Source organism: Priestia sp. HNGD-A6 (assembly GCF_045784335.1).
GTDB classification, from domain to species: domain Bacteria; phylum Bacillota; class Bacilli; order Bacillales; family Bacillaceae_H; genus Priestia; species Priestia zanthoxyli.
The window spans coordinates 163729-175776 of record NZ_CP138621.1; the positions used below are offsets into that span (position 1 = coordinate 163729).

At 37.3% G+C, this 12048-nt stretch carries 19 protein-coding genes; 12 read left to right on the plus strand and 7 right to left on the minus strand.

From position 1 onward, the window contains the following. The first annotated feature begins 39 nt into the window (after positions 1-39). Positions 40-339: a TIGR04104 family putative zinc finger protein gene (locus tag SCI76_RS00835; RefSeq protein WP_016764349.1), complete on the plus strand. Its 300-nt coding sequence runs from the start codon at positions 40-42 to the stop codon at positions 337-339. Between the two features lie 32 nt (positions 340-371). Here SCI76_RS00835 and SCI76_RS00840 read toward each other — a convergent pair whose 3' ends face one another. Beyond that, entirely contained in the window at positions 372-1571 is a 1200-nt protein-coding gene (locus tag SCI76_RS00840; RefSeq protein WP_048019624.1) for a multidrug efflux MFS transporter, read from the minus strand. 323 nt (positions 1572-1894) lie between these two features. Between SCI76_RS00840 and SCI76_RS00845 the strand changes: the two genes are divergently transcribed. The 7 genes from SCI76_RS00845 (at position 1895) to SCI76_RS00875 (ending at position 5843) form a co-directional block, all read left to right on the plus strand. Beyond that, positions 1895-2296, plus strand: a complete 402-nt coding sequence (locus SCI76_RS00845; RefSeq protein WP_268990041.1) for an alanine:cation symporter family protein — start codon at positions 1895-1897, stop codon at positions 2294-2296. Between the two features lie 136 nt (positions 2297-2432). Continuing rightward, positions 2433-2795 (plus strand): YidH family protein, encoded by a 363-nt coding sequence (locus SCI76_RS00850; protein WP_048019210.1) that lies wholly within the window; start codon positions 2433-2435, stop codon positions 2793-2795. A 281-nt stretch (positions 2796-3076) separates the two neighbouring features. Beyond that, a complete protein-coding gene (locus tag SCI76_RS00855; protein WP_048019211.1) occupies positions 3077-3907 on the plus strand; it encodes a YihY/virulence factor BrkB family protein in 831 nt (276 codons plus the stop codon). Between the two features lie 146 nt (positions 3908-4053). Beyond that, the gene (amaP, locus tag SCI76_RS00860) at positions 4054-4596 is read left to right on the plus strand and encodes an alkaline shock response membrane anchor protein AmaP (protein WP_048019212.1); all 543 of its coding nucleotides are present in this window, start codon (positions 4054-4056) and stop codon (positions 4594-4596) included. A gap of 15 nt (positions 4597-4611) precedes the next feature. Beyond that, complete coding sequence (locus SCI76_RS00865) at positions 4612-4821, plus strand: DUF2273 domain-containing protein (RefSeq protein ID WP_048019213.1); 210 nt, start codon at positions 4612-4614, stop codon at positions 4819-4821. Positions 4822-4848: 27 nt separating this feature from the next. Next, positions 4849-5289, plus strand: a complete 441-nt coding sequence (locus tag SCI76_RS00870; RefSeq protein WP_048019214.1) for an Asp23/Gls24 family envelope stress response protein — start codon at positions 4849-4851, stop codon at positions 5287-5289. Between the two features lie 83 nt (positions 5290-5372). Beyond that, entirely contained in the window at positions 5373-5843 is a 471-nt protein-coding gene (locus SCI76_RS00875) for a DUF523 domain-containing protein (RefSeq protein ID WP_048019215.1), read from the plus strand. A gap of 45 nt (positions 5844-5888) precedes the next feature. Here SCI76_RS00875 and SCI76_RS00880 read toward each other — a convergent pair whose 3' ends face one another. Further along, a complete protein-coding gene (locus SCI76_RS00880) occupies positions 5889-7058 on the minus strand; it encodes an MFS transporter (RefSeq protein ID WP_063247880.1) in 1170 nt (389 codons plus the stop codon). Between the two features lie 104 nt (positions 7059-7162). Next, a complete protein-coding gene (locus tag SCI76_RS00885; protein ID WP_048019217.1) occupies positions 7163-7921 on the minus strand; it encodes a TrmB family transcriptional regulator in 759 nt (252 codons plus the stop codon). A 218-nt stretch (positions 7922-8139) separates the two neighbouring features. On the opposite strand from SCI76_RS00885, the gene SCI76_RS00890 reads away from it, so the two are divergent. Further along, on the plus strand, positions 8140-8367 hold the full coding sequence (locus SCI76_RS00890) for a hypothetical protein (RefSeq protein WP_048019218.1): 228 nt from the start codon (positions 8140-8142) through the stop codon (positions 8365-8367). Between the two features lie 32 nt (positions 8368-8399). Here the strand turns inward: SCI76_RS00890 and pssA are convergent, their stop codons facing one another. Continuing rightward, the gene (gene pssA, locus SCI76_RS00895) at positions 8400-8891 is read right to left on the minus strand and encodes a CDP-diacylglycerol--serine O-phosphatidyltransferase (protein ID WP_196299084.1); all 492 of its coding nucleotides are present in this window, start codon (positions 8889-8891) and stop codon (positions 8400-8402) included. Between the two features lie 170 nt (positions 8892-9061). Here pssA and SCI76_RS00900 point away from each other — a divergent pair, with 170 nt between their 5' ends. The 3 genes from SCI76_RS00900 (at position 9062) to SCI76_RS00910 (ending at position 10566) form a co-directional block, all read left to right on the plus strand. Next, positions 9062-9469 (plus strand): MarR family winged helix-turn-helix transcriptional regulator, encoded by a 408-nt coding sequence (locus SCI76_RS00900; RefSeq protein WP_033579142.1) that lies wholly within the window; start codon positions 9062-9064, stop codon positions 9467-9469. Continuing rightward, a complete protein-coding gene (locus tag SCI76_RS00905) occupies positions 9462-9803 on the plus strand; it encodes a DUF3147 family protein (RefSeq protein ID WP_047750859.1) in 342 nt (113 codons plus the stop codon). The genes SCI76_RS00900 and SCI76_RS00905 overlap by 8 nt, the downstream gene beginning before the upstream one ends. 67 nt (positions 9804-9870) lie before the next feature. Next, positions 9871-10566 (plus strand): hypothetical protein, encoded by a 696-nt coding sequence (locus tag SCI76_RS00910; protein WP_063247882.1) that lies wholly within the window; start codon positions 9871-9873, stop codon positions 10564-10566. 194 nt (positions 10567-10760) lie between these two features. Here the strand turns inward: SCI76_RS00910 and SCI76_RS00915 are convergent, their stop codons facing one another. The 3 genes from SCI76_RS00915 to SCI76_RS00925 form a co-directional block, all read right to left on the minus strand. Then, positions 10761-11231: a DUF4188 domain-containing protein gene (locus SCI76_RS00915; protein WP_063247883.1), complete on the minus strand. Its 471-nt coding sequence runs from the start codon at positions 11229-11231 to the stop codon at positions 10761-10763. Next, on the minus strand, positions 11228-11782 hold the full coding sequence (locus SCI76_RS00920) for a PadR family transcriptional regulator (RefSeq protein ID WP_034266508.1): 555 nt from the start codon (positions 11780-11782) through the stop codon (positions 11228-11230). The genes SCI76_RS00915 and SCI76_RS00920 overlap by 4 nt, the downstream gene beginning before the upstream one ends. A gap of 76 nt (positions 11783-11858) precedes the next feature. Continuing rightward, positions 11859-11990 carry a hypothetical protein gene (locus SCI76_RS00925; protein WP_013057274.1) on the minus strand — a complete coding sequence of 44 codons (132 nt, stop codon included), beginning with the start codon at positions 11988-11990 and terminating at the stop codon, positions 11859-11861. Positions 11991-12048: the final 58 nt, after the last annotated feature.

The following is a 12048-nucleotide window of genomic DNA, read 5'->3' on the forward strand; positions in this document are numbered from 1 at the left end:
TTTATATGTACATAAATTCTTTTTAGGAGCGTGATGCCCATGGCCACCTGTCAAAATTGTAATCATAAATGGAACTGGAGGACAACCTTTAAACAACTGTTAACATTTAGAAACGTTTTAGAATGCCCACACTGTGACAAACAACAGTATATCTCTGCAAAATCCCAAAAGCGATTATCAATCTACTCATTTGCACCCCTTATTATTTGGCTTATTCTCTCACTATTTGACTTTTCCTTTCCATCCATTGTTGTCGCGGAGCTTATTTTCTTCATAGCAGCGGTTGTTATGATGCCACTTTCTTATGAAGTAAGCAGCGAAGAAGAACCCTTGTGGTAATAAAAAAACCTTCCGTTAACACGGAAGGTTTTTTATGCGGCTTTACCGTCTAGCTGTTGTCTGTGATGGCGCTGATAATACACCCACCCAGCATTCAACAGTAGAAGAACACTCGTTGTTAAAAATACGTAAGGAATTCCTTTAGCTCCGGCAATTTGTCCGCCAATAACTGGGCCAGCTAAATTCCCGAAGTATTGTGCTGTTTGATTATAACCAAACATTTTACCTGTAATCGAGTCCGGCACAATTTTCTTCAAATAAGAATTAATAGAAGGTAACAATCCTCCCATTGCAAAACCGAGTAAAAAACGTAGTAAAAATAGCTGCCAAGTACTATGCACAAAGGCCTGCAAGCCGCAAATAACCGCTACGATGAGCAGGCATATTTGAAGCACATTTTGAGGACCCACCCGATCGCTGACTTTGCCAAGTCTGGATGCAGCTAAAATATTTGATATTCCTGTTGCCGCCACGACAAAACCTGAAATAAGGGCAAGGTGATCGGTATGAGTAGACAGTTGTTTTACATACAGTGTAACGATTGGCTGAATAGCCATAACCGCAAGCTGCAGTAAAAAAGTTGTAACAAATACACCAATCACGGCCTTTGAATTCTTAAGAGAAAGTAACCCAATGTTAGATTCTTTCGTGGTTTTCGTCGTCTCTTTTTTGTCTTCTTGAATTAAATTTACAATTAAAAAAGACAAAAACATAAATGCACCTGTCACGAAAAAGACGTGACGCAATCCAATTGTATCTCCTAAGTAGCCGCCTACTAGCGGTCCTAATAAAGATCCTGATACAGCCCCTGTAGACAACGTCCCTAATGCTTTACCGCTGTGCTCTTTAGGCGTTTGAGTCGCTACTAACGTAATGGCTGCAGAGATGAAGCCGGAAACGGCCCCCATTAAAAAGCGCAGTCCGACAAGCTGATAGACATTTTGTACAAAACCAATAGAAGTCATAACAATTGCCATACCCAAGCTTGCGCGAAGGAGCATCAGCTTTCGGCCGTATTTGTCGGCCAAACTTCCCCATAAAGGAGAAACAATAGCAGCCATTAAAAAGGTAGCTCCAAATGCAATACCAGCCCATCTGCTGATGGAGCTTGTATCGTGAACCCCCAGCTTTTCAATATAAAGCGGTAAAAACGGAATAACTAAACTCATCCCGGCTGTGGTGCAAAAAGAACCGAACCAGCAAATGTACAAGTTTCGTTTCCATAATTCCATTCTATTTCCTTCTTTCATTGTGCCGCATAGCGTAAAAACAACAAAAGAGCGAAACCATATGGCCTGCTCTTTTAGCATACATGCAGCATCTTTTTATCAGCTTAAATTATACCACATATCAGAAATATTTAAAAATAAAATGATTCACTTAGTGAACTATTAACATGAAATAAAAACAGAAAGATGTGCTGCGGTTACACTCCGCTTAGAACATAAAGTGACCCTTAGTTCACTCATTACCTTATGCTGTAACAGTAGCGGATATGTAAAGAACTTATGCTTCACTGAAAAAAGCGTCAGATAATCTGTCTAAAATATACGTTATATCCACACAGTATTATATTGCGGAAACGAACTTAGCTTACGTAATGAAAGGCAAACAAAATAAAATAGTATCCATGATCCTTAAGGCAGCTCTTTTAGCTACTACTTTGTACGGGTCTATCCGAACAGTTGAAACTGCATGGGCATTAGCAGACATCGGAGTTGGAATAATGGGTTGGTTCAATTTAATTGCAATTTTGATTTTAGCTAAGCCTGCTTCAATAACCTTAAAAGATTATCGCGAGCAGAGAAAACAAGGCATAGATCCTGTCTTTTCTCCTGGGAAATTAGGAATTCAAAACGCTGATTATTGGGACGAGGAATATCAGCATGATCAAGATAAAGAAAATGTTTCACAAACTAAAAAAAGCCAACTGGGGTTGGCTTTTTTTAGTTTGTGAAGAAGCTCTTTCGACCGCTTGAAAATGGTAATGATTCGTTTTTTTCGGGTATAATGTGGCATGAAGCGTCCTCAATTTATTTTCGTTTGAGCATTTATTTATAATAGAAGACATATAAAAGGACGGTGGTATGTGCATGACTAAAAAAGAAAATGAATCTATTTATATTCAGCAGCATTTAGCAAATGAACGAACGTATTTAGCGTGGATTCGAACGTCTATTGCTACACTTGGCATTGGTTTTGTTGCAGGCGGCCTGCATTTTAATTCCGGAAAAAAATTAAATGAAGCAGCCGATACTCTTATTATTGCTGTTATCATCTTTTCTTTAGCTGCAAGTGCAGGTTTGCTTCTTTTCTCAACCTATCATTATTTTTCAACACGTAAAAAAATTAACAGCCAAACGTATCAATCTTCTCACGTTTTAGTTATTTTCGTTTCAATGATTATGCTGATGCTGATCGGGGCTCTTATGTTTTACTTTTTTAACATAGCGTAAAAAGTTTAAGGTGTAAGAAAAAAGGGAATACACCCCCAAAGAATTTACGGTTTTATGAAAGAAAAAGAAGATCTATTGATATGGTGGTAATGGCAGATGTAATTATAATAATATCTTCTTTATGAACCGGCTGTATAATTTTACAGGTTAAATTCTTTGTTAACCGCGGATAATGGAAAAGGAAAGCTTTATAAGCCGAAACTTATCCAATCCATGTTGAACATAAAAAATTGAATATGAATTTCACTGTAGATTGAAGCGAAAGTAAAGGAGAACGCTGTATGATTCAAACATCTAAGACCGTTGCCGCTCGTTTTTTTACGGAGCGTTTCTTTGATCAGGCTGCTCAAACAGCCTACTATTTTTTGTTATCTTTTGTACCGTTTATTATCTTTCTTTTTTCTCTGCTGAGTTTTTTTCCAATTGATACAAACAATCTGCTGATATTTATTGAACCATTTACACCTAAAAGCGCCTACGACGTAATTGAACGGTCAATTGAAACAGTTAACAATAGCGGGAAAAAAGTTTTATCTTTTAGTTTATTGGCGACTTTTTGGCTCGCATCTATGGCTATACAATCTTTGGTTCGTTCGTTAAATGACGCGTATCATATTCAAAGAAAACAAACGTTTTTGCGCGGTTTAATCAATGATTTAATTTTAACTTTTGGTTTTATGGTTGTAGTAGCTATTTCATTATTTGTACCAATTATTGAAGAGGTCATTCGACATTTGGTCCTAACAAAAGTCCATGTTCCTGACATATGGTTTCAAAGCTGGACGACAATTAGATGGGGAATTGGGACATTATTTTTATTAGGTTTTTTTATTCTTTTTTACAAACTGATGCCAAGCGCAAGAGTAACGTGGAAAGATGTACTTCCAGGAGCTGTTTTCTCCACGCTAGGATGGCAAGTCGTATCTACCGGATTTGGATACTATGTCCAGTTTGGAAGCTACTCGCAAATCTATGGTCAGCTTGGAAGTATTATTATTTTAATGGTCTGGTTTTATTTAACGGCCGCTATTTTATTAATTGGCGGTTTAATAAACGGTAATAAGTTCATCAAAGCTCACGAGACAACGTATAGAGACGTGGAAAACGACTAGGGAAACCTAGTCGTTTTTTTATATTCAGTTTTACAGTTAAAAGGTTTATTAAAAAAATATCGCGGGTAACTATTGAATATCTCGTTGCTTTTTCTATACACATAACTAAAAAACAGCAGGAGTTCACGTTGAGATGAGGTGGAAAATTGAATAATTTTAATCGGTTTTTAATCGCAGTTATTGGAATTGCAGGACTGATTTGTTCCGGTATGTTAGCACTGATGGTTTATAGGGTTCCTCACCTTTCAAACTGGGTAGAAAAGTGGCAGCATCAGGAGTGGTTTTACTACACAATATTGTCAATAAGCGCATTTTTAGCTGTTATTTTTATTATTTTTCTTTTAACAGGCATATTTAGCAGGCCGCCTAAAAAGAATTTAGCAATTGTGACAGGCGAAGGCAAAATAACCATTTCTAAAGCCACGATTGAATCTACAGCTTTGCGAGCAATTAGAAGCTTTCAGGGAATACGCTCTCCTGAAGTCCAAGCATCTATTCATTCTCGTAAAGAAAGAGTTAGTCTATATATTAACTGTTCGCTGTTTGGACGAGATGGACTACCAACACTAGGAAAAGAGATGCAGCTTGAAACAAAACGTGCCGTAGAGGCTTTACTTGAGCTTCCCGTTCACTCCGTCCGCATCGATTTAACAGACACACAAACGCGAAAGAAAGAGCGTGTTGTGTGATGAAGGAGGGACATAATGGGTACTCCAGATAAATTGATTCCATACCGTGGCCGAGTACTTGGTATTTTGGCAGGTTTAGTGTTGGCAATTTTACTATTAACAATTGGTTTTGGCCCCACGCTGCTAATTGTAGCTTTTATGGGAATTGGTTATGTAATTGGGAAGTGGCGAGATGGTCATTTAGACCTAAATAATTGGGTAGGATTTTTTACTAAAGGAAGATAGAAAATCACTTTAAGGGAGATGTTAGTTATGGCAGTTAATGAAACAAATACAGCAGTAAAATCTCAGGAAAATACAAATCAAAATACATTAACATTTGAAGATCAAGTTATTAAAAAGATTGCTGGAATGGCAGCTAATGAAATTAAAGGGATTTTATCTATGAGCGGCGGATTTATGAGCGGGTTAACAGATCGCTTCCGCAGCACGGAAGATATCACAAAAGGGATTAACGCTGAAGTTGGAGAAAAGCAAGTTGCCCTTGATCTAAAAGTAATTGTTGAATACGGAAAAAACGTTCCAGCCATTTTCTCTGAAACTGTTCATAACGTGAAAAAATCAGTTCACGATATGACGGGCTTAGAAGTAGTAGAAGTAAATATGCACGTAGAGGACGTAATGACTCGCTCTGAATTTGAAGCGAAAACGGATCGAGACAAAGAGCAGGAGGCAAAGCGCGATCTCGAATAGAATATAAAAGGTAAACACTTCCATTCGTCATATATTCTCTGTATGATGAATGAGAAGTGTTTTTTTATGGGAGGGAGAATTCTGTGATTTTAGTTAGTTCCTGCTTAGCAGGTCAAGCTTGCAGATATAATGGAAGCAGTGCCTTAGTTAAGGAAATGGAAGCGCTCGTTGAAAATAAAGAAGCGGTGATGATGTGTCCAGAGCTATTAGGTGGATTTCACACGCCCAGAGAACCGGCAGAAATTATAAAAGGAACGGGAATAGACGTAATAAACGGACATGCGCGAGTTATTGAACAATCGGGAAAAGACGTGACAGATATATACATAGACGGGGCCTATAAGGCACTGAGCATCGCAAAAGAAATAAAAGCTACTGTTATTGTACTAAAAGAAAACAGCCCTTCATGCGGAAGTGAACATATATATAACGGAGCATTTCTAGGTGTTAAAATAGCCGGTGAAGGGGTAACGACTGCGTTGTTAAGAAAGCATGGTTTTATCGTTATATCCGAATCTCAATTTGCAGCTGAAATGCATGGAGACCAATCATAATCAAAAAAAGCGTACACTATGTGTGTACGCTTTTTTTCTAAAAGCTTATTTACTGTGAAGCGTATCTGCTTTGCTTTCTGTTCGTGTTACCGCATAAAGAGAGAAGCAAAGACCAAGCAATACAAAAATAGACCCGACCCAGCCGTTATAAATAACAGAGTATTGATTAACGACAATTCCTCCGACATAGGAGCCGATCGCAATTCCTACGTGTGAAATCGCTGCATTGGTGCTGATTAAAATGTCCGACGTGTCGCGTGCACTATGAATAATTAAATTGCTTTGAGCCGGTGAGACCGCCCAGCTGAGCGCACTCCAAATAATCATAAGAAGCAAGAACACAACGAATGGCAAATGAACGCCAAACGGCATAGCAATCATGCTAACAAAAAAGAGAGCAATCATGGTGATAACAGACGAAGAAGGGTTCCATCTATCAGAAACAGCTCCTCCAAGTCCTCCTCCTGCCACTGCAGCAAGACCGAAAATACCATAAATAATGGTCACCATCGTTGTATTTAATCCTAGCGTTTCTTGTAAAAATGGCGTGAAGTACGCATAAAGCGTTAAATGGCCCGCCAGTACAAACAATGTTGCTAGGTGAATAGCAAGCATTTTTTTATTGCGTAAAGCTTTTATCTGGGTCTTTAAAGGTACAATTGGAGCGGGAGCTAGACGTTCCATTGTAAACCAAACGGTAATCATAATAATAGCAGTTAAGATTGCAATCATAACAAATACTTGACGCCAGCCAAGCGCATTTCCAATCAAAATACCAAGAGGAATACCCAAAACAAGTGAGCCGCTGATTCCCATAAACACAACGCCAATTGCTCTGCCTTGATATTCAGGCTTTACCATTCTAGAGGCCATTGTGGTAGATAGGACAATAATAAAAGAGCCGCTCGCAGCAGCGAGGATACGCCCGATTAATAGCATATAATAACCTGAACTGTAGGCTGAAAATACATTGCTCAATAAGAAAATAAATAATGTCCACATATAAACTTTTTTCCGCTCTATCTTAGCCGTCACATTTAGTAAAATCGGCGCAGACAAAGCATAAACAAACGAATAAATAGAGATTAAATAACCTGCTTTTGCTAGTGATACATGAAATGCATCGGCAATTAAGTCCAAGATGCCTCCTAGAATTAATTCGACCGTTCCAACAACAAAAGAAGCAATCGCAAGTATGTAAACTTTTTTATTCATCAAAAAACCCCCTCTTTAAAAAGTTACAACTAGAATAGTAACCTTTTTTAGAGTGGATTTCAATAGGTAATATTAAAAAGGTTACTAATGAATTAGTAACCTTTTTAATATCGCAGTCGAGTAAGCAGCTCCATGATCTCAGAATCCTGAAGAAGCTGCTCTTGATATTTCTTTGTAATATGGGTAAGTGCGACATCATGATAAAAGAAATCAGCAAAAACTTTTACAAGCGGCTGCGACATGGTTTTTATTGCTTTCCATGTCTCATGTTCAATGCCGGCAAATAAAAGGTAGGCATCGTCAACAATAATCAACTGCGACGGCTCAAGGTTTTTATGATCATCTATTGGATTTAATGTATGTAAATGTTTGAGGGCAGTCTGCAAGTTTCCTATGGTTAAGACCTCGACGTTTACGCCTTGTTTCTCTTTTTCTTCTAGCAATGAGCGGTAATGTTCCAACTCATCATTCCAAGCCGATAAAATAATAGAAGATTCCGCTTCGTGAATCAATTGTTCAATGTGAGCAGAAATAGAGGATTTATCTTTTAAACTCCAAACATGATCATCTGTAAACGTTCTTTTAATTTTATATGTTTTTAATTCATTAATGTCATTTTCAAAATCAGCAGTAAGTTTTTGAATGACGGTTTGAAGGGCTACCGCTGAATAAAGTTTCTTTTTCCCGGACAATGTATTTACTACAATGCCTTTATCAATTAAACGATTAAGTACTTCATAAATCTTTGCTTTTGGAACATGCGAATACGTAACAATCGAACTAGCATCCAGCGGACCTTCATTCGCAAGCAGCGCTTCATATACTTGACTTTCATACTGAGAAAAACCAAATTTTTGCAGCATAATTCTCTATTCATCATCCTTTCTTTTTTTTAGTATATCACGGTTTGTAAAAGTATTACTAATTGTAACTATATCTTATTAAACTATGTTCTAAATAATCAACAAAGATAAAAAATAGGCTATTAAAGGGTCTTTACTACGATAAAACTATTTTTAATCACGTGCTTTTCATACTAAAACACTCATCATCGGGTAAAGAAAAGAAAGAGGTGAAAAAAATGAAGAAAAATGAAAAACTGCTGTTGAAAAAAATGAACATGAAACAGCAAAGAGAAGTTGCTGCTCAGCTTGAAGACGTACTGGATTCCTTACTGTCTCTTGAAGAAAAATTATGCTCAGCACCTGATAATAAGGAGTGGCTTTCTTTACAAGCTCAGCTTGAAAAAAGAGAACATGAGCTGAGATTTAAGCATAAAATGCTGTGTGAGGAATGGACAGCGCTATAAAAGACAGGCATTTTGTCTGTCTTTTATGGCATCTAAATTTTCATGATCCGGATAGGACTCACCATCAAAATGGCTAAAATAATCATAAGATAAGGATTCACATAATAAAACATGCCGAGCAGTGCGATAATTAGAGCTGGAAAAGGAATAGGCAGTCCTATAAAATAACCTACGGTTGGATTTGCGCTAAATTTAGCTAACCTTAATGCACCCATGCTTGGATAAATCATAAAAGCGAGTACGGTTAGCCAAGAGTGGGGAGAAAGAGTATGAAATAGCATTGCAGGCGCTACGCCAAAGCTTATAATATCAGCCAAAGAATCTAGCTCTACACCAAACTCACTGTTAACTTTTAGCTTTCTCGCAATTTTGCCGTCAAATAAATCGAAAAAAGCGGCTAGAAAAATAAAAAGAGCAGCTAAGCGTTCGTAGCTGTTCATATTAAAGGCTATGGAAAATACGCCGCTTAGCAAATTTCCAATCGTAAAGAGATTCGGAACCCATTTTAACAGTCGAAGAATCAATGTCATACAACCGCCTTTCACAGTGTGTACAATTAGTGTAACTGTTAAATCGTATTATTATGTGAGATGCAAGATAAAAAGAAAGGAGTATTGAAAACTGGCTGTCGTTTCTGTAATATATATCGTATAATACGATAATAACTAAAAATACGATATAAAGGAGCAGGATCATGAAAGTAGAGGAGTTAAACAGCTATTGGACGTCTATTTATTATCATTTGCACTATACGCATCAAGAGAAAATTACGCACCAAACCATACGTCTTTTGCAGCATATCGACAAATCATCTTCGGTTGGAATAAGAGAAATCGCAGATTATTTAACTATTTCACATAATACGGCATCTGAACATGTAAAGAGAAGCATCAAGAAAGGATATGTGTATAAAAATAGAGATATACAGGATGAAAGAAAAGTAATTCTGCATTTAACAGAAGCAGGAAAAGACATCTTAAAACGGAATTCAAGCTTGGATGAAGAAAAAGTATCAGCTATTTTACGCGAAATGACAGCATCTGAAAAACAGCTAATTCAACAGGCTTTTCAGTTATTGAGCGAGCGTGCAGAACATGTATAGTATCATCAAAATTTTAATGTCGGCTCTTATTATTGCAGGGGTAACAGAAATGGCCAAAAGATTTCCGGCATACGGTGGAATCGTGGCTGCTCTTCCAATTGTGAGCTTACTAAGTATTATATGGTTGTCAGTGCAAGGAGAAAAAAAGGAAGTGGTCAGTCAGTTTACACTTGGCGTTCTTTATGGACTCCCAGGCACTATTTTATTACTTGCTGTCGTCTATATTTGTGTAAAAAACTCCCTTCATTTGTTTGTGAGTTTATCCATAGGAGTTATGTGTTGGGCCTTGTTTTTAGTGCTTCAAAAGATGGTGATTAACCTAATTACTACATAAACTATTGGAATTTAATCCAATTTTCTGTAAAATAAAGGTCTAAGTAAAAGATAGGAGCTGAGTAGAGTTGAGTTTAGCAGAGAAAAAGTTAGGAATTGACCGAGTTGTTTTTATCGGCAGAACGTTTGAAGAGTATAGAGCTATGTTTAATTTGAATGACAAGCGTTTAAAAGGAAAAAAAGTGTTAGATTGTGCTAGCGGAGCCTGTTCTTTTACTGCTCATGCCTTGCAGCAAGGTGCGGCGGCTACTAGCTGTGATATTGCCTATAAATTTACGGCAGAAGAGCTTGAAAAGAAGGGAAGCCTGGATTTAATTCATACGATGAATCAAATGCAGCACGTACAGGAGCAATATGTGTGGAAATATTTTTCATCTATTGATAATTTAACTGAACATCGAAAAAGAGCATTAAAAGATTGTATTGCTCATATGAAAAAGAGCCCCGAAGCCTATCAGTACGGAGCGCTTCCTAATTTGCCGTTTCAAAAGAACGAGTTTGATTTAACGCTTTGTGCAAACTTTTTATTTATGTACAGCGACCGGTTAGATTATACGTTTCATTTAGAGGCTTTAAAAGAACTGATACGCGTTACAAAAGAGGAAGTGCGCTTGTTTCCTTTAACGGACCTGAGCGGCAAGATTTCTACCTATTTGCCGCAGCTTTTAGAAGAGATTGCACCTCTAGTAAAAGGAACAGAAATAGCAGATGTCCCGTATGAATTTCAAAAAGGTGCCAATCAAATGCTGAAAATATATGTATAACAAATGTAATGAAGAAGCTGAGGAAAAAGTATTTTAGCTCAAGTGAAAAACGAACCCTTGATCAAACATGTTAATCAAGGGTTCGTTTTTTTTCTTTTGTTAGGGTGAACGTATGTTTCAACTGCGGCGTCACAAGCGGTTCAGCTCATGTATCCCATTTGTTCGTCTTTAGATTGGATTCATTTCGTCATGTCTTAACCTCTTTTAACATTCAAACGTTTTTTAGCAGTTTGAGTATGCTTCGTTATGGTTTCGGATCCAAGCGCTTTAGCTAAGCCGAACGAAGGCATATTCACATATACTGATTCATAATTTCCTGCAGGAATGACGTAAGTTTCATGATAAATGCCAACTGCATTCGTTTTTGAAGCCTGTTTATAAAAAGAATTCCAAGCTTTTAAGTGCTGAGGACCTTTGGCATAGGAGGTCAATTGATCAACTGACTCCCAATATTGAATCAGCGTAATGGTTCTTAAATTAAAAGATCCTTGCAAAGATAAAAAGCCAAGATTTTTGTTTGCATACAACTCTCGAATCATAGGAGGCATTGCTTTAAATACAGGGAGCCATTTGTGTACGGCTGTCCATTTATTAATACGCATTCCTATAACAAAGACGACCAGATCCTGACCGGGCTTAGCCATTACACGATTGGAATGAATCATAAATTCTGCGCCTCCTCATCATATAATTTATTAATCGTATCTTTGCACCATTCCATCGAAGCACGAGTTGTTCGTTTACCGTAGTCTAGGGTAATAAGCCAATACGTTCTGTCAGGAGAAGGGCTTTTAGAAATGCTGTCTTCGATTCCGCAATACATGTGATAGCGTTCAGTTAGTTTCTGCTGAGCGTTTTTTAACTGCGAAATTGTGAGCTGCTTTTCTTGGTGACTACTAAAAAATAGTTTTAACAAAAGTTCATTTCGTTCTGAGGGGAGCTGCTTAATAGGTTCACGCAGCCAATCTTGCAGAACTTCTTTTCCTTTAGTTGTTATTGCGTACACTTTTTTATCCGGCTTATCAGTTTGAGCAACGGAATTTACCGTCGCTAGTTCTTCATTCACAAGCTTTTGTAAAGTGGGATAAATTTGACCATAGCTAATTTTCCAAAAATGATTTAAACTTCGATCCATTAACCGCTTAATTTCATAACCAGTTCTGCATTCAGTGGTAAGCAGTCCTAAAATCGCATATGTTGTTTGATTTTCCTTCATTTACTTTCCTTACCTATATCTTTTTGATATATATATTACCATAAACAGGATATTATTCAATAAAAAAACGCGAGAGTTATGCACTCTCGCGTCTAAAAAAAGGTTTGTATTGCTGAACCATCATTTGCGAAGCAGCAATAAATAAAAAGATAAAGCCTCCACACATTAGCAACATGACAGCACCTATTCTCCATAAAAGCTTTGGCATCAGCATATCTCCTTTTTTGAAGTTATTACCTATAGTGTAAAGAATAGCTTGCAAAAAT